General features: G+C 56.6%; 22 protein-coding genes, 1 tRNA gene and 1 pseudogene. 16 read left to right on the forward strand and 8 right to left on the reverse strand.

Annotated elements, in window-relative coordinates; genetic code table 11:
• The first annotated feature begins 513 nt into the window (after positions 1–513).
• Positions 514–1,245, forward strand: a complete 732-nt coding sequence (locus tag K7R23_RS23700) for a bactofilin family protein (RefSeq protein WP_012904910.1) — start codon at positions 514–516, stop codon at positions 1,243–1,245.
• 78 nt (positions 1,246–1,323) lie between these two features.
• On the opposite strand, the gene K7R23_RS23705 is transcribed toward K7R23_RS23700, so the two are convergent.
• Positions 1,324–1,400, reverse strand: a tRNA-Arg gene (locus tag K7R23_RS23705).
• A gap of 241 nt (positions 1,401–1,641) precedes the next feature.
• Here K7R23_RS23705 and folD point away from each other — a divergent pair.
• The 3 genes and pseudogenes from folD (at position 1,642) to K7R23_RS23720 (ending at position 3,358) form a co-directional block, all read left to right on the forward strand.
• Positions 1,642–2,508 (forward strand): bifunctional methylenetetrahydrofolate dehydrogenase/methenyltetrahydrofolate cyclohydrolase FolD, encoded by an 867-nt coding sequence (gene folD / locus K7R23_RS23710; protein WP_012904909.1) that lies wholly within the window; start codon positions 1,642–1,644, stop codon positions 2,506–2,508.
• A 1-nt stretch (position 2,509) separates the two neighbouring features.
• Positions 2,510–2,722: a ribosome-associated protein YbcJ gene (ybcJ, locus tag K7R23_RS23715; protein WP_012904908.1), complete on the forward strand. Its 213-nt coding sequence runs from the start codon at positions 2,510–2,512 to the stop codon at positions 2,720–2,722.
• A gap of 122 nt (positions 2,723–2,844) precedes the next feature.
• A pseudogene (locus K7R23_RS23720) lies at positions 2,845–3,358 on the forward strand (metal-dependent hydrolase).
• Between the two features lie 86 nt (positions 3,359–3,444).
• Here K7R23_RS23720 and cysS read toward each other — a convergent pair.
• Positions 3,445–4,830 (reverse strand): cysteine--tRNA ligase, encoded by a 1,386-nt coding sequence (cysS, locus tag K7R23_RS23725; RefSeq protein WP_012904906.1) that lies wholly within the window; start codon positions 4,828–4,830, stop codon positions 3,445–3,447.
• Positions 4,831–5,004: 174 nt separating this feature from the next.
• Here cysS and ppiB point away from each other — a divergent pair, with 174 nt between their 5' ends.
• The 5 genes from ppiB to mnmH all read left to right on the forward strand — a co-directional run bounded on the left by ppiB (position 5,005) and on the right by mnmH (position 9,161).
• Positions 5,005–5,499, forward strand: coding sequence for a peptidylprolyl isomerase B (gene ppiB / locus K7R23_RS23730; RefSeq protein WP_012904905.1), 495 nt, complete (start codon positions 5,005–5,007; stop codon positions 5,497–5,499).
• 2 nt (positions 5,500–5,501) lie between these two features.
• Positions 5,502–6,224, forward strand: a complete 723-nt coding sequence (gene lpxH / locus K7R23_RS23735) for a UDP-2,3-diacylglucosamine diphosphatase (protein WP_012904904.1) — start codon at positions 5,502–5,504, stop codon at positions 6,222–6,224.
• 196 nt (positions 6,225–6,420) lie between these two features.
• Complete coding sequence (gene purE, locus K7R23_RS23740; protein ID WP_024132529.1) at positions 6,421–6,930, forward strand: 5-(carboxyamino)imidazole ribonucleotide mutase; 510 nt, start codon at positions 6,421–6,423, stop codon at positions 6,928–6,930.
• Positions 6,927–7,994: a 5-(carboxyamino)imidazole ribonucleotide synthase gene (purK, locus tag K7R23_RS23745; RefSeq protein WP_012904902.1), complete on the forward strand. Its 1,068-nt coding sequence runs from the start codon at positions 6,927–6,929 to the stop codon at positions 7,992–7,994. The genes purE and purK overlap by 4 nt, the downstream gene beginning before the upstream one ends.
• 96 nt (positions 7,995–8,090) lie before the next feature.
• Complete coding sequence (gene mnmH / locus K7R23_RS23750; protein ID WP_012904901.1) at positions 8,091–9,161, forward strand: tRNA 2-selenouridine(34) synthase MnmH; 1,071 nt, start codon at positions 8,091–8,093, stop codon at positions 9,159–9,161.
• Positions 9,162–9,975: 814 nt separating this feature from the next.
• On the opposite strand, the gene K7R23_RS23755 is transcribed toward mnmH, so the two are convergent.
• The 3 genes from K7R23_RS23755 to ybbA all read right to left on the reverse strand — a co-directional run bounded on the left by K7R23_RS23755 (position 9,976) and on the right by ybbA (position 14,386).
• Positions 9,976–11,109: a porin gene (locus K7R23_RS23755; protein ID WP_012904900.1), complete on the reverse strand. Its 1,134-nt coding sequence runs from the start codon at positions 11,107–11,109 to the stop codon at positions 9,976–9,978.
• 179 nt (positions 11,110–11,288) lie between these two features.
• Positions 11,289–13,703 carry a putative ABC transporter permease subunit YbbP gene (gene ybbP / locus K7R23_RS23760; protein WP_012904899.1) on the reverse strand — a complete coding sequence of 805 codons (2,415 nt, stop codon included), beginning with the start codon at positions 13,701–13,703 and terminating at the stop codon, positions 11,289–11,291.
• Positions 13,700–14,386: a putative ABC transporter ATP-binding protein YbbA gene (gene ybbA, locus K7R23_RS23765; protein WP_012904898.1), complete on the reverse strand. Its 687-nt coding sequence runs from the start codon at positions 14,384–14,386 to the stop codon at positions 13,700–13,702. The genes ybbP and ybbA overlap by 4 nt, the downstream gene beginning before the upstream one ends.
• Between ybbA and tesA the strand changes: the two genes are divergently transcribed.
• Genes tesA through K7R23_RS23780 form a run of 3 tightly spaced genes read left to right on the forward strand, consistent with a single transcriptional unit; the run spans position 14,354 to position 16,692 of the window.
• A complete protein-coding gene (tesA, locus tag K7R23_RS23770) occupies positions 14,354–14,980 on the forward strand; it encodes a multifunctional acyl-CoA thioesterase I/protease I/lysophospholipase L1 (protein WP_012904897.1) in 627 nt (208 codons plus the stop codon). The genes ybbA and tesA overlap by 33 nt on opposite strands.
• A 28-nt stretch (positions 14,981–15,008) precedes the next feature.
• Entirely contained in the window at positions 15,009–15,779 is a 771-nt protein-coding gene (locus tag K7R23_RS23775) for an SDR family oxidoreductase (protein WP_012904896.1), read from the forward strand.
• Positions 15,780–15,837: 58 nt separating this feature from the next.
• Positions 15,838–16,692, forward strand: coding sequence for a co-chaperone YbbN (locus K7R23_RS23780; protein ID WP_012904895.1), 855 nt, complete (start codon positions 15,838–15,840; stop codon positions 16,690–16,692).
• Positions 16,693–16,766: 74 nt separating this feature from the next.
• On the opposite strand, the gene fetB is transcribed toward K7R23_RS23780, so the two are convergent.
• Both fetB and fetA read right to left on the reverse strand, forming a co-directional pair.
• Positions 16,767–17,546, reverse strand: coding sequence for an iron efflux ABC transporter permease subunit FetB (fetB, locus tag K7R23_RS23785; RefSeq protein WP_012904894.1), 780 nt, complete (start codon positions 17,544–17,546; stop codon positions 16,767–16,769).
• On the reverse strand, positions 17,533–18,210 hold the full coding sequence (gene fetA / locus K7R23_RS23790; RefSeq protein ID WP_012904893.1) for an iron efflux ABC transporter ATP-binding subunit FetA: 678 nt from the start codon (positions 18,208–18,210) through the stop codon (positions 17,533–17,535). The genes fetB and fetA overlap by 14 nt, the downstream gene beginning before the upstream one ends.
• Before the next feature lie 143 nt (positions 18,211–18,353).
• On the opposite strand from fetA, the gene K7R23_RS23795 reads away from it, so the two are divergent.
• Both K7R23_RS23795 and K7R23_RS23800 read left to right on the forward strand, forming a co-directional pair.
• Entirely contained in the window at positions 18,354–19,268 is a 915-nt protein-coding gene (locus tag K7R23_RS23795; RefSeq protein ID WP_012904892.1) for an SPFH domain-containing protein, read from the forward strand.
• Positions 19,268–19,729, forward strand: coding sequence for an NfeD family protein (locus K7R23_RS23800; protein WP_012904891.1), 462 nt, complete (start codon positions 19,268–19,270; stop codon positions 19,727–19,729). Before K7R23_RS23795 ends, K7R23_RS23800 begins: the two co-directional genes overlap by 1 nt.
• Here the strand turns inward: K7R23_RS23800 and cueR are convergent, their stop codons facing one another.
• Positions 19,730–20,143, reverse strand: a complete 414-nt coding sequence (gene cueR, locus K7R23_RS23805; protein ID WP_012904890.1) for a Cu(I)-responsive transcriptional regulator — start codon at positions 20,141–20,143, stop codon at positions 19,730–19,732.
• 108 nt (positions 20,144–20,251) lie between these two features.
• Between cueR and copA the strand changes: the two genes are divergently transcribed.
• Positions 20,252–22,753, forward strand: a complete 2,502-nt coding sequence (gene copA / locus K7R23_RS23810; protein ID WP_012904889.1) for a copper-exporting P-type ATPase CopA — start codon at positions 20,252–20,254, stop codon at positions 22,751–22,753.
• 145 nt (positions 22,754–22,898) lie between these two features.
• On the forward strand, positions 22,899–23,693 hold the full coding sequence (locus tag K7R23_RS23815) for a TraB/GumN family protein (RefSeq protein ID WP_012904888.1): 795 nt from the start codon (positions 22,899–22,901) through the stop codon (positions 23,691–23,693).
• The last annotated feature ends 114 nt before the right edge of the window (positions 23,694–23,807 follow it).

Raw genomic sequence — 23,807 nt, forward strand, 5'->3', positions numbered from 1 at the left:
CGTCATAGTCAGAATCATCCGAAAAAACAGCTGCTTATTTTCACACTTTTTTTCGCCTCACATTAAATTAACATTAAAGATACATTCTCACTCGCGATAACTGCGGCCATTCGAGAAAAAATTATAAATAAAAGCGCTCTGCGTTTGCCTCACTGGCAGGTAAGCTATACCAGCTTACAGAACGCGTTGCGCAATAAAATCTCCAGAGCAGCGCACAAATATTATTTTTAAAAATGACAAAAAATCCGAAAGTTCGATTACGTGCTGCCGGTCAGCCTGATTGCGAGTCTCGTATTTCCTGCCTGTTATAAGAATTATCTCGCTTTATCTTTCTTTCTATTTACTCTCTGCTTGTTAATATCCGGTTGTTATTTTTTAAATCTATAGTTTTTTAATTATTGCAAAACTTAAAAAGTTGCAGCTTATTTTTTATTGTGAAACCTATTTTCCAATGCTACCGTCATAACATCTATTAACAGTGATACCAACCAACAGGAGTTTAGGTGGAAGTGTATGCATTATAACCTCCTGTGGCTTATTTGGGGGCTTTGGCTATACCTCATCATTCATTATGGCGTGGGTGACCAACATTTTTATCTCACGATAAAGTCGCGCTGGAAGGTTATTGCCGTAATTATTTTAAGCTGTGGTTTAATTTACGCTGTTTATTTTATTTCATCATCGACGGGGGTCAGAACCATGTTCAAACGCAAAGAGCAAAACAATACTTTTGCTGACAGTCAGGCAGACATCAGCATAGCCTCATCTCTTAACCCTTCACAGGTTTCTTATCTTGGCGACGACGTGGAATTGACGGTTAAAGCGACGCCGCAAAACCATCCCGAACCCTCGGTCGCGGTTATCCCTGAAACCTGTATTATTAAGGGTGAGCTCAACTCAACCAGCGATATTCACGTTAATGGACGCATTGATGGCATTATCCGCTCAGAAAAAACCGTTCATATACTGAAGAGCGGTCACGTTGAAGGCGATGTTATTGCCTATGCTATCGCCGTGGACGGAGTGCTGAATGGTAATTGTATCGGCGGTGAAGTCAGTATTAATGCGCAGGGTATGGTAAACGGACAGGTAAAAAGTGATTCGCTGGCGATCCATAAAAATGGACGTTTCTATGGCAACTCTTTACCGCGTAGCGATGAAGAGGCGCAAAAAAATGAATTTATTAGCGCTATGGATGCGGTCAAAGAAAATACGATTGATCTGGCGAGTTTTTATAAAGAATAACAAGGACAGCGCAAGGATGCCGGATGGAGGCGCGCGACGCCTTATCCGGCCAGAAACGGTCTGAGACGATGCAGGAAATGGCGCCCCCTACAGGATTCGAACCTGTGACCGACGGCTTAGAAGGCCGTTGCTCTATCCAGCTGAGCTAAGGGAGCGGAGCAGTAATGCAAACTGGCACAAAACTGGTCGGTATTATACGTTCACTACTCAACGGGTCAATGGCTTTCCTTTCAACTGCTTGAGTTATGAGCACAACCATCCCCGGCGGCGGGGATAGCCGCCTGATTCCCGGCAAAAAAAGCCCCCACCCTAAGCGGTAACTGACAACCGCGTTCACTTCTGCCAAAATAGCCGCATCCCCTTCGACGTGTAACTACAGATGGAATCCTCTCTCTGATGGCAGCAAAGATTATTGACGGTAAAACGATTGCGCAGCAGGTGCGCTCTGAGGTTGCTCAAAAAGTTCAGGCGCGCGTGGCGGCCGGACTGCGGGCGCCCGGGCTGGCGGTTGTGCTGGTTGGCAGCAACCCGGCCTCACAGATTTATGTCGCGAGCAAGCGCAAAGCCTGCGACGAAGTGGGATTCGTCTCCCGCTCGTATGACCTGCCGGAGACCACCAGCGAGGCGGAACTGCTTGAGCTGATTGATACGCTGAACGCCGATAACACTATCGACGGTATCCTGGTGCAGCTGCCGCTTCCGGCCGGCATTGATAACGTCAAAGTGCTGGAGCGTATCGATCCGGATAAGGATGTGGATGGCTTCCATCCGTATAACGTGGGCCGTCTGTGTCAGCGCGCGCCGCGCCTGCGCCCCTGCACCCCGCGCGGTATCGTCACCCTGCTTGAGCGCTATAACATCGACCTGTACGGCCTGAATGCGGTAGTGATTGGCGCCTCCAATATCGTAGGCCGCCCGATGAGCATGGAGCTGCTGCTGGCCGGTTGCACCACCACCGTTACCCACCGCTTTACCAAAAACCTGCGCCACCACGTCGAGAACGCCGATCTGCTGGTCGTCGCGGTCGGCAAACCGGGCTTTATTCCCGGCGAGTGGATTAAGGAAGGCGCTATTGTGGTTGATGTCGGCATCAACCGTCTGGAAAATGGCAAAGTGGTTGGCGATGTGGTCTTTGAAGACGCCGCCGCGCGCGCATCGTACATTACCCCGGTACCGGGCGGCGTGGGGCCGATGACCGTCGCCACCCTTATCGAAAACACGTTACAGGCGTGTGTTGAATATCACGATCCTCAGGACAAATAACATGGCGACATTTTCTTTAGGCAAGCATCCTCACGTTGAGCTGTGTGATTTGCTAAAACTGGAAGGCTGGAGTGAAAGCGGCGCCCAGGCGAAAATTGCCATTGCCGAAGGACAGGTAAAGGTTGATGGCACGGTGGAAACCCGCAAGCGCTGTAAGATTGTTGCCGGGCAAACCGTCAGCTATGCCGGGCAGAGCGTAAACGTCGTCGCCTGATACGGCGAGCCGGATAGCGGCCTTAGCGCCCTGTCCGGCATATCAGCTTTTTACTTCATTAACTTCATCCTCCCTTCACAGTACACTGCAAGCATGGCGTTTTTTCATACGAAGCGAACACTATGCCAACCATCATCACCCACGCAGCCATTCCTCTCTGCCTCGGCGCAGGGCTGGGAACAAAAGTCATTCCGCCGCGTCTGCTGTTAGCCGGTATCGCCCTGGCGATGCTGCCGGACGCCGATGTTCTCTCATTTAAATTGGGCATAGCCTATGGCAACGTGTTCGGCCACCGTGGGTTTACCCATTCGCTGCTGTTTGCTTTTGCGGTGCCAATACTGTGCGCGCTCATCGGTCGACGCTGGCTGAAAGCCAGCCTGACGCACTGCTGGCTGTTTCTTACGGTGTCGCTGCTGTCACACAGTTTACTGGATTCGATAACCACGGGCGGCAAAGGCGTCGGCTGGCTGTGGCCGTGGTCGGATGAACGCTTTTTTGCGCCGTGGCAGGTGATTAAGGTCGCGCCATTTGCGCTATGCCACGCCGTATGGCCATCAGGTGATACTCTCGGAACTGCTGTGGGTGTGGTTGCCGGGGCTGATGCTGATGACAATCCTGTGGTGGAAACGGCGATAAAAAAGCCGGATAGCACGCGTTACGTCTTATCCGGCCTGTAAATAACATCGACCCGGCAAACGTAAACGCCACCGGGGATATCCGTCTTACTTACGCCGCCAGGTGGTTCCCTGCGGGCCATCTTCCAGCACGATGCCCATCTCGTTGAGACGGTCACGCGCCGCATCCGCCGCCGCCCAGTCTTTGGCTTTACGGGCGTCCAGACGCTGTTGAATTAAAGCTTCGATTTGAGCAACTTCGCCGTCATCCGCCTGGGCCCCGCTTTGCAGGAACGCCTCCGGCTCCTGCTCCAGCAGACCGAGCACAGCAGAAATTTTCCGCAGATGTGACGCCATCGCATTGGCGGCCGCCATATCTTCATTTTTCAGACGATTCACTTCACGCGCCATATCAAACAGCACCGAGTAGGCTTCCGGAGTATTGAAGTCGTCGTTCATCGCGTCGATAAAACGCGCTTCAAAGGCTTCGCCACCGGCAGGGGCGACGGTTTTATCCGTCCCACGCAGCGCGGTGTACAGACGCTCCAGCGCCGAACGCGCCTGCTTAAGGTTCTCTTCGCTGTAGTTCAGCTGGCTGCGATAGTGGCCGGACATCAGGAAGTAGCGCACGGTTTCCGCATCGTAATATTTCAGCACGTCGCGCACGGTAAAGAAGTTACCCAGCGATTTCGACATCTTCTCGCGATCCACCATCACCATGCCGGAGTGCATCCAGTAGTTCACGTACTCGCCGTCATGGGCGCAGGTAGACTGCGCAATTTCGTTTTCATGGTGCGGGAACATCAGGTCGGAACCGCCGCCGTGAATATCAAAGTGGTTACCCAGCTGTTTGCAGTTCATTGCGGAACATTCTATGTGCCAGCCAGGGCGTCCCGCGCCCCACGGCGATGGCCAGCTCGGCTCGCCCTCTTTGGACATCTTCCACAGGACAAAGTCCATCGGGTTGCGCTTGACGTCAACCACATCCACGCGCGCGCCGGCCTGCAACTGGTCCAGATCCTGACGGGACAGCTGTCCATAGCTCGGGTCGGTCGGCACGTCGAACATCACGTCGCCGTTGTCCGCCACGTAGGCGTGGCCTTTGGCAATCAGTTGCTCAGTAATTTCAATAATTTCGGCGATATGGTGCGTGGCGCGCGGCTCCATGTCCGGGCGCAGAATATTCAGCGCATCAAAATCTTTGTGCATTTCGGCGATCATACGATCCACCAGGGCCACAAAGCTTTCGCCATTTTCATTCGCACGTTTGATGATTTTGTCATCAATATCGGTAATGTTACGCACGTACTTCAGCTTATAGCCGAGAAAACGCAGGTAGCGCGCCACCACATCAAACGCGACAAAGGTGCGTCCGTGACCAATGTGACAGAGATCGTAAACGGTAATGCCACACACGTACATGCCGACTTCCCCGGCATGAATAGGTTTGAATTCCTCTTTTTGGCGCGTCAGTGTATTAAAAATTTTTAACATTGAAGATTCCGTGTAAGACGTGTGTGGATCGTAAAGTCCGTATAATACCTATAATTGTCAGCAGGGTCAGCACACTTTGCAAGGTGATCACAGCGTGAGCTTATGCTATAACACACCCCTAACTCTGACCCTTGACCGGGTTAAAGCACCACTCTATCGGAACAGGATGCAAAAATGGTTACTTTCCACACTAATCACGGCGATATCGTAATCAAAACTTTTGATGATAAAGCGCCTGAAACGGTTAAAAACTTCCTGGACTACTGCCGCGAAGGTTTTTACAACAACACCATTTTCCACCGTGTGATTAACGGCTTTATGATTCAGGGCGGCGGTTTCGAACCTGGCATGAAGCAGAAAGCGACGAAAGAAGCGATCAAAAACGAAGCGAATAACGGTCTGAAAAACACCCGTGGCACGCTGGCAATGGCGCGTACTCAGGCTCCACACTCGGCAACCGCGCAGTTCTTCATTAACGTTGTCGACAACGACTTCCTGAACTTCTCCGGCGAAAGCATGCAAGGCTGGGGCTACTGCGTATTCGCTGAAGTGGTTGAAGGCATGGACGTGGTAGACAAAATCAAAGGCGTCGCCACCGGCCGCAGCGGTATGCATCAGGACGTACCGAAAGAAGACGTGATCATCGAAAACGTGACCGTCAGCGAGTAATCGTGGCGACACTGTTTATCGCAGATCTTCATCTCTGCGCGGAAGAACCGGCGATCGTCGCCGGTTTTCTGCGTTTTTTAGCCGATGATGCTCGTCAGGCCGACGCGCTGTACATTCTCGGCGATCTGTTTGAAGCCTGGATCGGCGATGACGATACTCCCCCCCTGCACCGGCAAATCGCCGCGGCGATTAGCGCACTGGTTGACGCAGGCGTTCCCTGCTTTTTTATTCACGGCAACCGCGATTTTCTGCTCGGTAAACGCTTCGCACGCGAAAGCGGCATGACTCTGCTGCCGGAGGAGAAAGTGCTCACGCTGTATGGTCGCCAGATACTGATTATGCACGGCGATACCCTGTGCACCGACGATCGCGGCTATCAGGCGTTTCGGGCAAAAGTTCACCAGCGCTGGCTACAAACCCTGTTTCTCTCCCTGCCGCTGTTTCTCCGTAAGCGGGTAGCCGCAAAAATGCGTGCGGGCAGCAAGGCCGCCAACAGCAGTAAATCGCTGGCGATCATGGACGTTAACCAACGTGCAGTTGTCGCGGTCATGGAAAAACATCAGGTTCAGTGGCTGATCCACGGTCATACCCATCGCCCGGCGGTCCATGAACTTACCGCGAACGGCCAGCCCGCATTCCGCGTGGTGCTGGGCGCCTGGCACAGCGAAGGCTCAATGGTTAAAGTCACGCCGGAAGCGGTTGAGCTGATCCCCTTCCCGTTTTAACTGCTAAAAACAGCCTTTCGTCTTTACGCCAAATGCTTCGCGATGCATCAGAGCAGCAGACCGGTGATTTCCCTGAAGATGAGCCAGCCTGAAGAATGAAGCATTAAGCGCGCAATCGTTTTCCTTGCCCTTTTTCCATGCTATTCTCTGTGGCCTCAAAAGTTGAGTGTCCCGCACCACAGGAGTTTTCAGACGCATGTCTTCCCGCAATAACCCGGCGCGTGTCGCCATCGTGATGGGGTCCAAAAGCGACTGGGCTACCATGCAGTTCGCCGCCGAAATCTTCGACATACTGAACGTCCCGCACCACACAGAGGTGGTCTCCGCGCATCGCACGCCTGATAAGCTGTTCAGCTTCGCCGAAAGTGCGGAAGAAAACGGCTATCAAGTGATTATCGCCGGTGCCGGCGGCGCGGCGCATCTTCCGGGTATGATTGCAGCGAAAACGCTGGTGCCGGTGCTGGGCGTACCGGTACAAAGCGCGGCGCTGAGCGGCGTCGACAGTCTTTACTCCATCGTGCAGATGCCGCGCGGTATTCCGGTCGGAACGCTGGCGATTGGTAAAGCGGGTGCGGCGAACGCGGCGCTGCTGGCAGCGCAAATTCTGGCGACCCACGACAAAGAGCTGCATCAGCGGCTGAGCGCCTGGCGTAAAGCGCAAACGGATGAGGTGCTTGAGAACCCGGATCCGCGAGGTGGCGCATGAAACAGGTTTGCGTACTGGGCAACGGACAGCTGGGGCGGATGCTGCGCCAGGCTGGCGAACCGCTGGGCATTGCCGTCTGGCCGGTCGGGCTGGACGCGGAGCCTGCCGCGGTGCCGTTCCGGCAAAGCGTCATTACCGCTGAAATTGAACGCTGGCCGGAAACGGCGCTGACCCGCGAACTGGCGCAGCACCCGGCTTTCGTTAACCGCGACGTGTTCCCGATTATTGCCGATCGTCTGACGCAAAAACAGCTGTTCGATAAGCTCAGCCTGGCGACCGCGCCGTGGCAGCTGCTGGCGGACAGCAGTGAATGGCCTGCGATATTTGCGCGGCTGGGCGAACTGGCGATCGTTAAACGTCGCGTCGGCGGCTACGATGGCCGCGGCCAGTGGCGTCTGCGCGCCGCTGATACCGACCCGCTTCCGGCGGACTGCTATGGCGAGTGTATCATTGAGCAGGGCATTAATTTCTCTGCGGAGGTGTCGCTGGTAGGCGCGCGCGCCTTTGACGGCAGCACGGTGTTCTACCCGCTGACGCATAATCTGCATCAGGAAGGCATACTGCGCACCAGCGTTGCCTTCCCGCAGGCTAATGCAAAGCAGCAGGCGCAGGCGGAATCAATGCTGTCGGCGATTATGCATGAGCTGAATTACGTCGGCGTGATGGCGATGGAGTGCTTTGTCACCCCGGAAGGGCTGCTTATCAACGAACTGGCGCCGCGCGTACACAACAGCGGCCACTGGACGCAGAACGGCGCCAGCATCAGCCAGTTTGAACTGCATCTGCGGGCGATTACCGGCCTGCCGCTGCCGCCCCCGGTCGTCAACAGCCCGTCGGTGATGGTGAATCTGATTGGCAGCGATCTCAACTACGACTGGCTGAAGCTGCCGCTGGTGCATCTGCACTGGTACGACAAAGAGGTGCGTCCGGGCCGTAAAGTAGGTCACCTGAACCTGACCGACAGCGACACCGCGCGTCTGAGCGCGACGCTGGAAGCTCTCGCCCCGCTGCTACCGCCGGAATACGCCAGCGGTATCGCCTGGGCGCAAAGCCAGCTGCAATAAAACAATTCGTGCCAGGGGGAAGGATCTTCCTTCCCCGTTCCCGCCCTCAGCGCGTAAAATCCCTTCCATTGCGGTTTTGTATTTTCAGGATTTCACATGAACGATGGTACGGACTATCGCGCGCTGCTTAGCGCCGATACGCCCTTAATTGATGTCCGCGCGCTGGTTGAATTTCAGCAGGGCGCGATGCCCGGCGCAATCAATTTACCGCTGATGAACGATGAGGAGCGCGCCGCCGTCGGCACCTGCTACAAACGTCAGGGTCCGGAGGCTGCTCTGGCGCTGGGTCATCAGCTGGTTTGCGGCGACATACGCCAGCAGCGTCTGGAGGCCTGGATTGCGGCATGTCGGCGACATCCGCACGGCTACCTGTGCTGCGCCCGCGGCGGTCAGCGCTCGCATATTACCCAACAGTGGCTGCGCGAAGCCGGTATCGATTACCCGCTGATTAAAGGCGGCTACAAAGCGCTGCGCCAGGCGGCGATAGCGGCGACGGAAGAACTGGTGCAAAAACCGATTGTGCTGATCGGCGGCTGCACCGGCAATGGCAAAACGCAGCTGGTTCAGCAACGGTCGGACGGGGTAGATCTGGAAGGTCTTGCGCGCCATCGCGGCTCGTCGTTTGGCCGCACGCTGGAGGCGCAGCTCAGCCAGGCGAGCTTCGAAAACCTGCTGGCGGTGACCTTACTGAAAAAACAGACCTCGCGCTGGGTACTGGAGGATGAGGGGCGGATGATTGGCTCGAACCATCTGCCGGAATGTCTGCGCGCGCGTATGGCGCAGGCGACCATCGCCGTGGTTGACGATCCGTTTGCGCGCCGTCTGGAGCGCCTGCGCGAAGAGTATTTCGTCCGCATGCATCATGATTTCACCCACGCATATGGAGAAGTGCAGGGCTGGCAGGAATACAGTGAATATCTGCACCACGGGCTTTTCGCTATTCGCCGCCGTCTGGGCCTGCAACGTTTTGCCGAACTGTCCGCGAAGCTGGAGGCCGCGCTTGCCGAACAGCGCCGCACCGGCAGCACCGACGCGCATTTCAGCTGGCTGTCGCCGCTGCTGGAAGAGTATTACGACCCGATGTACCGCTATCAGCTGGAAAAGAAAGCGGACAAGATTGCGTTTCGCGGGACGTTTGAAGAGGTGGCGGACTGGCTGCGCGGTTAAAAAAAGCGCCGGGTGGCGGCTTCGCCTTACCCGGCCTACAAACTACGCATCCGAAATGACGACAAATTACGTATCCGTAGGCCGGATAAGACGCAACGCGTCGCCGTCCGGCATGACGACAAATCACGTATCCGTAGGCCGGATAAGACGCAACGCGTCGCCATCCGGCATTGCGACATATTACGTATCCGTAGGCCGCATAAGACGCAACGCGTCGCCATCCGGCATGACGACAAATTACGTATCCGTAGGCCGGAAAGACGCAACGCGTCGCCATCCGGCATTACGACAAATTACGTATCCGTAGGCCGGAAAGACGCAACGCGTCGCCATCCGGCATGACGACATATTACGTATCCGTGGACCGGATAAGACGCAACGCGTCGCCATCCGGCATTACGACATATTACGTATCCGTAGGCCGGATAAGACGCAACGCGTCGCCATCCGGCATTGCGACATATTACGTATCCGTAGGCCGGATAAGACGCAACGCGTCGCCATCCGGCATGACGACAAATTAGGTATCCGTAGGCGGATAAGACGCAACGCGTCGCCATCCGGCATTACGACATATTACGTATCCGTGGGCCGGATAAGACGCAACGCGTCGCCATCCGGCATGACGACATATTACGTATCCGTAGGCCGGAAAGACGCAACGCGTCGCCATCCGGCATTACGACATATTACGTATCCGTAGGCCGGATAAGACGCAACGCGTCGCCATCCGGCATTGCGACATATTACGTATCCGTAGGCCGGATAAGACGCAACGCGTCGCCATCCGGCATTACAGATACCGGCGTCAGACTCAGAAGTCGTAACGCAGACGCACCAGGTTCATGTCGCCCAGGTTGTCGGTGCTGGAGGTGAACACGTGTTCGTAATCAACGCGGAAACCGTAATCCAGCTGGAAGCTGATGCCCACGCCGTTGTCGGTACGCAGGTAATCACGTCCATTGACGTATTCAATACGGTCGCCCATAAAGTACGGCTGAATGGATTTCACCGCGTACTGGTTGATCGGGAAGGTATAGCCCGCAAAGTATTCCAGACCCCATGCGTCACCGGCAAAGTAATCGTTTACTGACACTTTTTTGGTGGTCATGAAGTTCTGATACCAGCCGCCGCCCATAGAGAGGGTCCAGTTATCCGGCGTCCAGCTCAGCGCCGTACCGACGATGTTCTGATCGTAAGTCTTATTACCATTGCCGCGCATTTCCGCGCGGGTGTAGTTCCACGCCGTACCCCAGCTCAGATCGTCCGTAATATGATAATCCGCGCCCAGAGAGCCGCCGCCTTTACGCTTATAGTTCAGACCATTGTTGGCGTTGTAGTCATCGCTGAACAGATAAGAAGCGAAGAGATCGACGTCGCCGACGGTTTTCTTATATTTCAGCATCTTACGAGAGCGATATGAGCCATCATAGTCGCCATTGATCCCGTTACCCGGCGCCTGACCAATCATGTCATAGTCCCAGATATCGGTTTTTGCGCCCACCACATCGTAATAGACGCTGTTTTGTTGACCGAAGGTCAGCGTACCCCAGGTATTGCTTTTCAGACCGGTGTACAGCATACGGCGGGTGGTATCGTGGGCGCCTTCAGCATAGTGGTTATCCCAGTTGAACTGCGCCGGAATGTTGACGCCCAGTTCGTAGTAGCTGATCCAACTGATGTCATCAAACAGATAGTAATCAGCCGCAAAACGGAAGCGGGTGCCGCCGTCGAAGCCGTTACGCTTATAGCCGTTTGCGCCGTCATCGCCGGTCATATTCTGGAACTGAGGACGAATACTCCCGCCCACGGTGAAATTAAGACGGCTCAGCGGGTTGCCCGCCTGTGGATCTTGTTTCAGAACAGTGATTTCCGCCTGAGAAGCGAAAGGTGCCAGTGCCACTATCGCGCCGATCGATGCCGCCAGCGCTGTTGTTTTTATAGTCATTATTTTTTCCTTGATAGATTTCCTGCTAATTATTCAGCAATTAAATGTTAACTGGGTTTACTGCGGGTGTGTTGGCGGGTTTTTAATGATTTGTGCTGTTAAACGTTGAATGATTATCAATTTATGCTATTAAAAAACAATGCACCGGTATAAAAACCGGCGCGTCATTATCACACGGCTTAACTATTAAACTGGCGGAAAAGCGCTTTTCCTTTCAGCAAACGAACGCCAAGCCAGCCGCCGCAGGCGGAAAGCAGCAGCGCGCCGCAAACCGGCAGGACGGCCCACAAACGCCAGTCCGGCTGCCAGGGAAAATCAAACACCCTGGTCTGCAATACGGCAAGCGCCGTTTCCGCGCCAATCGCCGCAACCAGTCCGGAAACCAGTCCCAGCATGGCAAATTCGCACCACAGCGTGGTTCGCAACAGTCTCCTGCCCGCTCCCAGCGTGCGCCAGACCACCAGCTCCTGATGGCGTTGCCGCATCCCCACCTGCACCTGCGCCAGCAGCAGCAGCAGGCCACAGGCGGTGACCAGCACCACCATCACCTCCAGCGCCCGGCTCACCTGCTCCAGCACCTGCCCGACCTGCTTCAGGATTGCGCCGATATCCAGCAGGCTGATGGTCGGGAATTCGCGGTTAAGCTGCGTCAGCATCGCGTTGCCGTTTTCCCAACGAAAGCTGGTCAGCCAGCTTTGCGGCTGTCCATCCAGCGCGCCGGACGGGAAGATAAAAAAGAAGTTTGGCCGCAGGCTTTCCCAGTCAACCTTACGCAGACTGCTGACTTTGGCGCTGAACGCCTGGGTGTCGCCGATAAAAGTCACGGTATCGCCCAAAGAGACGTTGAGCCGCTTCGCCAGCCCCTCCTCCATAGACACTTCCCCCTTTGCCGGCGGCCAGCTACCAGCAACGATCGGGTTGTGATCCGGACGGGTATCCTGCCACGTCAGGTTCAGCTCACGGTTCAGCGCCTCATCGGAATTGCCTTCGGTCGGCTGGCTGTTAATCGCCGTCAGGCGCGCCCGCACGATCGGATAAAACGCTTCCGGGATCACCTGATGCTCTGAAAGAAATGCCTTCACCTGCGGCACCTGTTCTGTGGCGATGTTGATCAGAAAATAGTTGGGGCTTTCCGGCGGCAGCTGCTGCTGCCAGCGATCGAGCAGATCGCCGCGCAGCACCAGCAGCAGCGCCAGCAGCATAAACGACAGCGAGAACGCGGAAAGCTGACTCAGCGTCGACCACGGCTGACGCAACAGACGACTCACGGCCAGGCGCAGCGGCAGCGACGAAAGCGTCAGCCCGCGCAGGACATTGAGCAGCATCCACCCCAGCACGCCGCAAAGCAGCGCCAGCACCACCGCGCCTGCCAGCACCGCCCACAGCAGCGGGCTTCCTCCCATTAACCCCGCCAGCAACAGCACCACCACTACGCTCACTACCGGCAGATAAAACTTCAGCGGCCAGACGTTAGCCACCACATCGCGTCGCAGCACCCGCAGCGGCTGCGTCGCCAGCAGCAGGCGATACGGACGCAGACCGACCAGCAGCGAAATCACCAGCATGGTGCCCAGCGCCCAGAGCCACGGCCAGAGGCTGGCGGGCGGCAGCGCCGAGGGCAGCACCGGTTTAAGCAGCACCATCAGCACCTTCTCAAACAGCAGCCCCATCGCCCCGCCGGTCACGCCGGAAAGCGCCAGCACCATCAGCCACTGACCAACAATCAGCCTGCGCAGCTGCGCCCTGCCCGCGCCGAGGGTTTTCAGGATCGCCACCAGATCGTAGCGGCTACGGCAGTAGTGACTCATCGCCACCGCCACAGCGGCAACCGCCAACAGCAGGGTTAACAGCGCCGACAGCAGTAAGAACTGCTGCGAACGCTCCAGCGATTTCCCGAGCGCGCCCTCATCCTGCTCCAGCCCGTACCAGCGATGCTCTGGCTTAAGCTGCGGCAACAGCCATTTTTCATAGCCGTCGAGCTGCTGTGGCGTACCGCCGAACTTATAGCGCCACGTCACGCGGCTGCCCGGCTGTACAGCGCCGGTTTTTTCGACATCGGCGATATTCATCATCAACCGCGGCGCCATCTGGAAGGGGTTAAAGCCGGAATCCGGCTCCTGCACCACCTCGCCGGCAATGCGCAGCGTGGCGTCACCGACGTCAATGGTATCGCCGGGTTTCAGATTGAGCAGCGCCATCAGCCGCGGCGCGAGCAGCACCGACCCCGGCTGCGGCTTCAGCCCCGGCGGACGCGTTTCCAGTTCGCCGTACATCGGATAAACCTCGTCAACCGCTTTGACGTTGGCGAGCTGCGGCGTATCGCCGGCAAAGGTCATGGTGGCAAAGGACAGCTGTTCGCCCACCTTCAGACCGCGCTGACGCGCTTCGTCGATCCACGCCTGCGGCACGACGCGAGAACTGCGCAACGCCCGGTCGCCCGCCATAAAATCACGGCTTTGCTGACTTAAGCCTTTCTCCATGCGATCGCTGATATTGCCCAGCGCCAGCACGCAGGCCACCGCCAGGCTCAGCGCCAGCCAGACTATCAGCAGCGAGGGAGAGCGCCATTCGCGCCAGAACCAGCGTGCAATCATACCTCCTCCTGCAACAGCCCGTTCACCAGACGCAAACGCCTGTCGCAACGCGCCGCCAGCTGCGGATCGTGGGTCACCAGAATCAGCGTCGTGCCGTGTTCCCGATTCAGTGAAAACAGCAGATCGGCAATTTTATCGCCGGTCTGGCGATCGAGGTTGCCGGTCGGTTCATCGGCAAACAGCACTTCGGGACGACCATTAAACGCCCGCGCCAGCGCCACGCGCTGCTGTTCGCCGCCGGAAAGCTGCGCCGGAAGATGATCAAGCCGTTTACCCAGCCCCAGCTGTTCGAGCAGCGCTTTCGCCCCTTCCCGACTTTGGCCGCTGTGTTCTCCGCGCAACAGCGCAGGCAGCTCAACGTTTTCCAGCGCGTTCAGCGTCGGGATCAGCATAAACGACTGGAAAACAAAGCCGACGTGCTGCGCGCGCAGCTGGGCGCGCGCCTCTTCATCCATGCGGTGCAGCGGTTTGCCGACGAGGCTGACTTCGCCGCTGCTGCCGTCATCAAGTCCGGCAAGGATCGCCAGCAGCGTTGATTTGCCTGAACCCGACTCGCCAATCAGCGCGATGGTTTCGGCGCGTTTGACAACCAGTTCAACTCCGGTAAGGATGGAAAGCTCATGCTCCCCCTGACCGACGGACTTCTTAAGATGGTGAACTTCAACAATGTTTTCCGCTGGCATTTGCCCTTCCTGTTCCTGATCCTGTTTACCTGTCGGTCCGTTGCGGCTGACACGTTATTAATCCTGGGTGATAGCCTGAGCGCTGGCTACCGGATGTCCGCCAGTGCGGCATGGCCTGCGCTGTTGAATGATAAATGGCACAGCAAAACTACGATCGTCAACGCCAGCATAAGCGGCGACACCAGCGGGCAAGCGCTGGCGCGGCTGCCTGCCCTGCTAAAACAGCATCAACCGCGCTGGGTACTGGTCGAACTTGGCGGCAACGACGGCCTGCGCGGCTTCTCGCCTGCGCAAACCGAGCAGACGCTGCGCACGATTCTGCAGAACGTTAAGGCCGCCAGCGCCGAACCGCTGCTGATGCAAATTCGCCTGCCCGCAAACTACGGTCGCCGTTATAATGAAACCTTTAGCGCTATCTATCCAAAACTCGCCAGTGAGTTTGATATTCCTCTGTTACCCTTTTTCATGGAAGAGGTCTATCTGAAACCCCAATGGATGCAGGATGATGGTATTCATCCTAATCGCGATGCTCAGCCGTTTATCGCCGACTGGATGGCGAAGCAGCTGAGTCCTTTAGTAAAATACGAGTCGTAATACAACGGAGATCCTGACAGGTAAAGTTATGCAAAAATCGGTCTTAATCACAGGTTGTTCCAGCGGAATTGGTCTGGAAAGCGCGCTTGAACTGAAGCGCCAGGGTTTTCAAATCCTTGCAGGCTGCCGTAAACCTGAAGATGTCGCCCGCATGAAGAGTATGGGATTTACCGGCGTACTGCTCGATCTCGACTCGCCCGAGAGCGTCGATCGCGCCGCCGATGAGGTGATCGCCCTGACCGATAACTGTTTATTTGGGATCTTTAACAACGCCGGTTACGGCGTCTACGGTCCCCTTTCCACCATCAGCCGCGAGCAGATGGAGCAGCAATTTTCAACCAACTTTTTTGGCGCTCATCAGCTGACGATGCGCCTGTTGCCCGCCATGCTGCCGCACGGCGAAGGCCGCATTGTCATGACCTCATCGGTGATGGGACTGATCTCCACGCCCGGACGCGGCGCCTATGCCGCCAGTAAATACGCGCTGGAAGCGTGGACGGATGCGCTGCGTATGGAGTTGCGCCACAGCGGGATTAAGGTCAGCCTGATCGAACCCGGCCCCATTCGCACCCGTTTTACCGAAAACGTCAATCAGACGCAAAGCGATAAGCCGGTGGAAAACCCCGGTATTGCCGCGCGGTTTACGCTCGATCCGGAAGCCGTCGTCGACAAAGTGCGCCACGCTTTTGTCAGCGAGAAACCCAGGCTTCGCTATCCGGTCACGCTGGTTACCTGGGCCGTTATGCTGCTGAAGCGCCTGCTGCCCGGACGCCTGATGGACAAAATTTTACACGGGTGAGTTGAAGCGCGCCTGACCGCCCCCATGTAAAAAGAAATCGACAAAAGAGAGTAACTCCATGTCCGTACAGAATATTGTCAACATTAACGAATCGAACCTGCAGCAGACCTTAGAACAGTCGATGACCACGCCGGTCCTGTTTTACTTCTGGTCTGAACGCAGCCAGCACTGTCTGCAATTAACGCCGGTGCTGGAAAGCCTGGCCACACAGTACAACGGTCAGTTTATTCTGGCGAAGCTCGATTGTGACGCCGAGCAGATGATCGCCGCCCAGTTTGGCCTGCGCGCCATTCCTACCGTCTACCTGTTCCAGAACGGTCAGCCGGTGGATGGCTTCCAGGGACCTCAGCCGGAAGAGGCGATTCGCGCCCTGCTCGACAAGGTGCTGCCCCGTGAAGAGGAGCTGAAGGCGCAACAGGCGATGCAACTGATGCAGGAAGGCAACTACATTGAGGCGCTGCCGCTGCTGAAGGAAGCCTGGCAGCTTTCCAACCAGAATAGCGAAATTGGCCTGCTGCTGGCGGAAACGCAGATTGCGCTCAACCGTAGCGAAGATGCCGAAGCGGTGCTGAAAACCGTTCCGCTACAGGATCAGGACACCCGCTATCAGGGGCTGGTAGCGCAGATCGATCTGCTGAAACAGGCGGCCGATACGCCAGAAATTCAGCAGCTGCAACAGCAGGTGGCGGATAATCCGCAGGACGCCGGACTGGCGGCGCAACTGGCGCTGCAATTGCATCAGGTGGGGCGTAACGAAGAGGCGCTGGAGCTACTGTTCAGCCATCTGCGTAAAGATCTCGCCGCCGGTGATGGCCAGGTGCGCAAAATGTTCCAGGAAATTCTTGCCGCGCTGGGCACCGGCGATGCGCTGGCGTCAAAATACCGCCGCCAGCTGTACGCGTTGTTATACTAATCCTGTCCGGAATGCCCGATGCGCTGCGCTTATCGGGCCTGGGCTTCAGGGGTCTGTTATCGTTCTTTTCCCACTTACGATTTCTTTAAATGCGCCACCACTAGCTGGTGGCGCGAATTGTAAAACTTCCGGTAGGTTAAATAACAGGCGGTAATGGTGGAGAGGCTGGCCGTAGAGAGCAGCATAAAGGTCACCAGGATCTGATATTTAATCGCTTTCACCGGATCGATTCCGGCAAAGATCAGCCCCGACATCATGCCCGGTAAACTGACCAGGCCAACGGTTTTCGCCGAATCGATGGTCGGGATCAGCGACGCGCGAATACTGTCGCGAATCAGTCCGGCAGAGGCCATTTTCGGCGTCGCGCCGAGGCTGAGCTTTTCCTGGATCTGCTGTTGTTCGCTGCTGAAGCGCTGCCCAAGATTGTTGTAACACAAACCGACGGCCACCATCGCATTACCGGCGATCATCCCGGAAATGGGGATCACCTGCATCGGCGTAAACGCAATCGATCCCGACAGCACCAGCACCGCCAGGGTCAGTCCGGTGCCTGTGGTGATGGCGATTAACGAAGATAAAAACGCCTTATCAATATACTTGCTGCGCTTTTGTGCGTTATACGCAGCATTGAAACAGATAAACAGCACCATCAATAGCGTCAGCAGTGAATGATTTACACCAAAAATATATTTCAGAACATAGCCGACAATAATAAGCTGAACAACAGCGCGGCCCACGCTCCAGAGAATATCTTTTTCCAGCGCCAGCTTCTCTTTGCGGCTGATAATTATCGCCACCACCACCAGCATCACGGCTAATGCCAGGGATTCATTAGTAATATTATGCTCGTTCATTGCGCGCCTCCTGCATTTTTCCGCCATGCGGGCTCAGAGTAATAATATTATCCGCATGATTAATTTCATCTTTATCGTGGGTCACCCATAGCACGCCAATCTGCTTATCGCGGACGTAGCGATGAATAATTTCATTCACATTACGTTTGTTGTGTTCATCCAGCGCGCTGGTGATTTCATCAAGCAGCAACACCCTGGGTAAAAACTGCAAATTACGAATCAGCGAGACGCGCTGTTTTTCTCCGCCGGACAGCGCATTGATATTCTTCTCAAGCAGGGTTTCAGGTAGCTCAAAACGGGCTAAGTCGTCCACCAGGTGCTGTCGTTCGGGGTGCTTACGGCGGATTTCCCAGGGGAAGATCAGATTATCATAAACGGTTTCGCCAAACAGCGCGGGCGTCTGCGCGCAATATGACACCTGTTGCCGATACGTTTCGGGATTAAGGGTGGAAATATCATCACCGGCAAAAATAATTTCCCCTTCCTCCGGGCTCAGTAATGAGGCGATAATCCTCAGCAGCGTACTCTTACCACAGCCGGACGGCCCGGTGATGAGCTTGAATTCCCCGGCCCGTAACGTAAAGCAGATGTCATTAAGAATTTTCGTTGCGCCCGCCTGAAAGCCTACGTGTTTTAACATAAGCAAAATGTCACTTTCTTTCATCATGCGTCCATCTTTCCACTTTTATCAGTGACAGTGTATATTCGGAATAAATAGGGGGGAATTTCTATTAGTTAATCGGGTATCATTTGCGCCGATAAATCGCAATTCGCGTAATCAAGGACCGTTCAACAGGAGTTTTTCTCATGCTTATTTTTATACCTGTTCTCATTTTTGTCGCTCTGGTCATCGTCGGTGCGGGCGTCAAAATTGTGCCGCAAGGGTATCAGTGGACGGTGGAACGTTTCGGGCGTTACACCCAAACGCTCCAGCCTGGCTTAAGCCTTGTCGTGCCGTTTATGGATCGCATTGGTCGTAAAATCAACATGATGGAACAGGTTCTGGATATTCCATCTCAGGAGATCATCTCCAAAGATAACGCCAACGTCACTATCGACGCCGTCTGCTTTATTCAGGTCATTGACGCCCCGCGTGCGGCCTATGAGGTCAGCAATCTCGAACTGGCGATTATCAACCTCACTATGACCAATATTCGTACCGTACTTGGTTCGATGGAGCTGGACGAGATGCTTTCCCAGCGCGACAGCATTAACACGCGTCTGCTGCATATCGTCGATGAAGCGACAAATCCCTGGGGCATCAAAGTCACGCGTATTGAAATCCGTGACGTTCGCCCTCCGGCTGAACTGGTTTCCTCAATGAACGCGCAGATGAAAGCAGAGCGAACCAAGCGCGCCTATATCCTCGAAGCTGAAGGCGTTCGCCAGGCGGAAATTCTTAAAGCGGAGGGGGAAAAACAGTCGCAGATCCTGAAAGCGGAAGGTGAACGTCAGTCGGCCTTCCTGCAGGCAGAGGCGCGCGAACGTTCCGCCGAAGCGGAAGCCCGCGCCACCAAAATGGTGTCTGAAGCCATCGCGGCCGGGGATATCCAGGCCATTAACTACTTCGTGGCGCAGAAATATACCGAAGCGCTGCAGCAAATTGGCTCGTCCGATAACAGTAAAGTGGTAATGATGCCGCTGGAAGCCAGCAGTCTGATGGGCTCCATTGCCGGCGTCGCCGAACTGATTAAGGACAGCGCCAGCGAACGGAAAAAATAATGCTCGAGATGATTGCGTTACATCCGCATATTTTCTGGCTCAGCCTCGGCGGCCTGCTGCTCGCCGCCGAAATGCTCGGCGGTAACGGCTACCTGCTATGGAGCGGCGTCGCGGCGGTCATTACCGGGATAGCGGTCTGGCTGCTGCCGGTCGGCTGGGAATGGCAAGGGGTCATCTTTGCCGTCTTAACGCTGCTCGCCGCCTGGCTGTGGTGGAAATGGCTGGCAAAGCGCGTGCGCCAGCAAAATCCGGCTGACGGTCAGCTCAATCTGCGCGGGCAACAGCTTGTTGGCCGCCGCTTTGTGCTGGAATCGGCGCTGGTTCACGGTCGCGGGCACATGCGCGTCGGCGACAGCTCCTGGCCGGTCTGCGCCCAACAGGATTTGCCCGCGGGTACGCAGGTTGAAGTGGTTGCCGTTGAAGGGATTACCCTGCATATCCGCGCAATAGTCCCCGTCTGATCAGCTTACTTTCGCCCTGTGATGGCAGCAGCCGGAAAGATTATCGATAATCGGACAATCGGCGCTGTCATCGCCAGGGCAGGACTCGGCCAGCGCCAGCAGCTGCTCGCGCATAGCCTGTAATTCGCCAATGTGCCGTTCAATTTCCGCAACCTTTTCCAGGGTGCGCTTTTTCACGTCCGCGCTATGGCGCGCCGGATCGTTAAACAGGTTTACCAGTTCCCCGCACTCTTCGAGATTAAACCCGACCTGACGCGCCTGGCGCAGCAGGGTCAGTTCATTCAGATGCTGCTGGCTGTAGGTCCGGTAACCATTTTCACTGCGCAGCGGCGGCGTCACCAGCCCTTTTTCCTCATAAAAACGGATCGCTTTGCTGGTTAAACCGGTTTTTTTCGCCACATCGGATATATTCATTATCTCCCCCTTGACCTTCCCCTTGATGGAAGGTTTACCCTAAATAACAGTTAGACAATCGAAGTGCAAGGGTCAATAAAAACTGACCTGTAACAGAGGAGAGTTGTAATGTCGCAAACCATCGACCTGACCCTGGACGGCCTGTCCTGCGGTCATTGCGTGAAACGCGTAAAAGAGAGTCTGGAGCAGCGCCCGGACGTTGAGCAGGCGGAAGTGTCTATTACGCAAGCCCATGTCACCGGCACCGCCAGCGCCGACGCGCTTATCGAAACCATTAAACAGGCCGGTTACGGCGCAGAGTTAAGCCACCCAAAGGCTAAACCGCTGGCGGAGTCATCAATCCCGTCGGAAGCGCTGGCAGCGGTCCCTGATGAGCTTCCGGCAGCCGCGGCTGAAGAAGATAGCCAACAGCTGCTGCTCAGCGGCATGAGCTGCGCCAGCTGTGTCACCCGGGTACAAAACGCGCTGCAAAGCGTACCGGGCGTCACCCAGGCACGGGTAAACCTTGCGGAACGCACTGCGCTGGTGATGGGCAGCGCGTCCGCAACCGATTTAGTGCAGGCGGTGGAAAACGCGGGCTACGGCGCCGAGGCGATTGAAGATGACGTTAAACGCCGCGAACGCCAGCAGGAAACGGCTATCGCCACCATGAAACGCTTCCGCTGGCAGGCTATCGTCGCCCTGCTGCTCGGGGTGCCGGTGATGGTCTGGGGCATGATCGGCGACAACATGATGGTCACCGCAGACAACCGCAGCCTGTGGCTGGCGATTGGTCTGGCGACCCTCGCGGTGATGGTGTTCGCTGGCGGCCATTTCTACCGCAGCGCGTGGAAAAGCCTGATGAACGGTACCGCTACTATGGATACGCTGGTGGCGCTCGGTACCGGCGTAGCCTGGCTCTACTCGATGAGCGTCAACCTGTGGCCGCAGTGGTTCCCGATGGAAGCGCGCCATCTCTATTACGAAGCCAGCGCGATGATTATCGGCCTGATCAACCTCGGACATATGCTGGAAGCGCGCGCGCGTCAGCGTTCATCGAAGGCGCTGGAAAAATTACTCGATCTCACGCCACCGACGGCGCGGGTGGTGACCGACAGCGGCGATAAGAGCGTACCGCTGGCAGAAGTCCAGCCGGGAATGCTGCTGCGCCTGACCACCGGTGACCGCGTGCCGGTTGACGGTGAAATTACCCAGGGTGAAGCGTGGCTGGATGAAGCGATGCTCACCGGCGAGCCGCTCCCGCAGCAGAAAGGCGCAGGCGACAGCGTGCATGCCGGGACGGTTGTCCAGGACGGCAGCGTACTGTTTCGCGCCAGCGCGGTCGGCAGCCATACGACGCTGTCGCGCATTATCCGTATGGTGCGCCAGGCGCAGAGCAGCAAGCCGCAGATCGGCCAACTGGCGGATAAAATCTCTGCGGTATTTGTCCCGGTCGTCGTAGTCATTGCGCTGGTGAGCGCCGGGATCTGGTATTTCTTTGGGCCTGCGCCGCAAATTGTCTATACCCTGGTTATCGCCACAACGGTGCTGATTATCGCCTGTCCGTGCGCGCTGGGACTGGCGACGCCGATGTCGATTATCTCCGGCGTAGGCCGCGCGGCGGAGTTCGGCGTGCTGGTACGTGACGCCGATGCCCTGCAGCGCGCCAGTACGCTGGATACCGTGGTGTTCGACAAAACCGGGACGCTGACCGAAGGCAAACCGCAGGTCGTGGCGATCAAGACATTCGCCGGAGTAGATGAAGCGCAGGCGCTGCGTCTGGCGGCGGCCCTTGAGCAAGGTTCCAGCCACCCGCTGGCGCGGGCGATACTCGACAAAGCGGGCGATATTACGCTGCCTCAGGTCAACGGCTTCCGTACCCTGCGCGGGCTGGGCGTCAGCGGCGAAGCCGAAGGCCACACGCTGCTGCTGGGTAATCAGGCGCTGTTGAACGAGCAACAGGTTGCTACAACGGAAATGGAGGCAGAGATTGCCGCCCAGGCATCACAGGGCGCCACGCCGGTGCTGCTGGCAATTGACGGCACCGCGGCGGCGTTGCTGGCGGTGCGCGATCCGCTGCGCAGTGACAGCGTGGCGGCGCTCCAGCGCCTGCACCGCGCCGGATACCGGCTGGTTATGTTGACCGGCGATAACCCGACGACGGCAAACGCCATCGCTAAAGAGGCCGGCATCGATGAGGTGATCGCCGGGGTGCTGCCGGACGGTAAAGCCGATGCCATTCAGCGTCTGCAAAGCCAGGGACGCCAGGTGGCGATGGTAGGTGACGGCATCAACGATGCTCCGGCGCTGGCGCAGGCTGACGTCGGCATCGCAATGGGCGGCGGCAGCGACGTGGCGATTGAAACCGCGGCGATCACCCTGATGCGCCACAGTCTGCTGGGCGTTGCAGACGCGCTATCCCTTTCCCGCGCGACGCTGCGCAATATGAAACAGAACCTGCTCGGCGCGTTTATCTATAACAGCATCGGTATTCCGGTTGCCGCGGGGATCCTGTGGCCGTTCACCGGCACCCTGCTGAATCCGGTCGTTGCTGGCGCCGCGATGGCGCTTTCATCCATCACCGTGGTCAGCAACGCCAACCGGCTGCTGCGCTTTAAACCGAAAGAGTAACCGCTGTTATGTGCCGGATGGCGCTGACGATCCGCCTGCACAGAGAAGTGCAGGCGAAAAGTTATCATCCGGCACTCTCCTGCAATTCACGGTTTGCGACTTTCGGGGCCACGCGCTAGCATGGGGGCCTGCTTAGGGAGGTCGCATGGATCCGTTGTTCCGGGTAAAAACGTTTTTTGCCGCGCTGCGCGGCCATCATTACAGCTGGCCCGCCATCGACGTTACGTTGCCCGGCAACCGTCGCTTTCATCTGATCGGCAGCATCCATATGGGCTGCCGCGAAATGTCTCCTCTGCCCGCCAGGCTGCTCAGAAAGCTTAAAAACGCCGATGCGCTGATCGTCGAAGCCGACGTCTCCGGCAGCGATAGTCCGTTTACGGACTTACCGACCTTTGCCGCGCTGGAAGAGCGTATCAGCGAAACGCAGTTGCGCAATCTGCATAAAGCTACCGATGAGCTGGGGATCTCCCCTTCCCTGTTTTCAACCCAGCCGCTGTGGCAGATAGCGATGGTGTTACAGGCCACCCAGGCGCAGCAGTTAGGACTGCGGCCCGAGTACGGGATTGATTATCAGCTGTTGCAGGCGGCGAAAGAGACGCGCATCCCGATCATTGAACTGGAAGGAGCCGCCAGTCAGATTGCGCTGCTCAGCGACCTGCCGGACAATGGCCTGGCGCTGCTGGATGATACGCTGACGCACTGGCATACCAACGCCAGATTGTTACAGCAGATGATGAGCTGGTGGCTGAAGACGCCGCCGCAGAATAACCAACTGACTTTACCCAACACCTTCAGCGAGTCGTTATACGATGTGCTGATGCATCAGCGTAATCTTGCCTGGCGGGATCGCCTGGCCGCGCTGCCGCCTGGACAGTACGTGGTGGCCGTCGGCGCGTTACATTTGTACGGAGAAGGGAATTTGCCGGAAATGATGCGCTAAAAAAATGGCCAATATCGCTATTGGCCCGTCAAAGAGGAATTTCATCATTATTGTTATGCCGCCGCTTTAAGCGACGGTGTATGACGATTGTCGCTCAAACTCCGCATCCTGCCA

Origin of the sequence: Citrobacter rodentium NBRC 105723 = DSM 16636 (assembly GCF_021278985.1) — a bacterium.
GTDB lineage: Bacteria > Pseudomonadota > Gammaproteobacteria > Enterobacterales > Enterobacteriaceae > Citrobacter_A > Citrobacter_A rodentium.

Excerpts from the sequence above, each read along its gene's own strand:
- K7R23_RS23700 (WP_012904910.1), top strand. The coding sequence starts at position 514 with ATGCATTATAACCTCCTGTGGCTTATTTGGGGGCTTTGGCTATACCTC.
- folD (WP_012904909.1), top strand. The coding sequence starts at position 1,642 with ATGGCAGCAAAGATTATTGACGGTAAAACGATTGCGCAGCAGGTGCGC.
- ybcJ (WP_012904908.1), top strand. The coding sequence starts at position 2,510 with ATGGCGACATTTTCTTTAGGCAAGCATCCTCACGTTGAGCTGTGTGAT.
- cysS (WP_012904906.1), bottom strand. The coding sequence starts at position 4,830 with ATGTTAAAAATTTTTAATACACTGACGCGCCAAAAAGAGGAATTCAAA.
- ppiB (WP_012904905.1), top strand. The coding sequence starts at position 5,005 with ATGGTTACTTTCCACACTAATCACGGCGATATCGTAATCAAAACTTTT.
- purE (WP_024132529.1), top strand. The coding sequence starts at position 6,421 with ATGTCTTCCCGCAATAACCCGGCGCGTGTCGCCATCGTGATGGGGTCC.
- purK (WP_012904902.1), top strand. The coding sequence starts at position 6,927 with ATGAAACAGGTTTGCGTACTGGGCAACGGACAGCTGGGGCGGATGCTG.
- mnmH (WP_012904901.1), top strand. The coding sequence starts at position 8,091 with ATGAACGATGGTACGGACTATCGCGCGCTGCTTAGCGCCGATACGCCC.
- K7R23_RS23755 (WP_012904900.1), bottom strand. The coding sequence starts at position 11,109 with ATGACTATAAAAACAACAGCGCTGGCGGCATCGATCGGCGCGATAGTG.
- ybbP (WP_012904899.1), bottom strand. The coding sequence starts at position 13,703 with ATGATTGCACGCTGGTTCTGGCGCGAATGGCGCTCTCCCTCGCTGCTG.
- tesA (WP_012904897.1), top strand. The coding sequence starts at position 14,354 with ATGGTGAACTTCAACAATGTTTTCCGCTGGCATTTGCCCTTCCTGTTC.
- ybbA (WP_012904898.1), bottom strand. The coding sequence starts at position 14,386 with ATGCCAGCGGAAAACATTGTTGAAGTTCACCATCTTAAGAAGTCCGTC.
- K7R23_RS23775 (WP_012904896.1), top strand. The coding sequence starts at position 15,009 with ATGCAAAAATCGGTCTTAATCACAGGTTGTTCCAGCGGAATTGGTCTG.
- K7R23_RS23780 (WP_012904895.1), top strand. The coding sequence starts at position 15,838 with ATGTCCGTACAGAATATTGTCAACATTAACGAATCGAACCTGCAGCAG.
- fetB (WP_012904894.1), bottom strand. The coding sequence starts at position 17,546 with ATGAACGAGCATAATATTACTAATGAATCCCTGGCATTAGCCGTGATG.
- fetA (WP_012904893.1), bottom strand. The coding sequence starts at position 18,210 with ATGAAAGAAAGTGACATTTTGCTTATGTTAAAACACGTAGGCTTTCAG.
- K7R23_RS23795 (WP_012904892.1), top strand. The coding sequence starts at position 18,354 with ATGCTTATTTTTATACCTGTTCTCATTTTTGTCGCTCTGGTCATCGTC.
- K7R23_RS23800 (WP_012904891.1), top strand. The coding sequence starts at position 19,268 with ATGCTCGAGATGATTGCGTTACATCCGCATATTTTCTGGCTCAGCCTC.
- cueR (WP_012904890.1), bottom strand. The coding sequence starts at position 20,143 with ATGAATATATCCGATGTGGCGAAAAAAACCGGTTTAACCAGCAAAGCG.
- copA (WP_012904889.1), top strand. The coding sequence starts at position 20,252 with ATGTCGCAAACCATCGACCTGACCCTGGACGGCCTGTCCTGCGGTCAT.
- K7R23_RS23815 (WP_012904888.1), top strand. The coding sequence starts at position 22,899 with ATGGATCCGTTGTTCCGGGTAAAAACGTTTTTTGCCGCGCTGCGCGGC.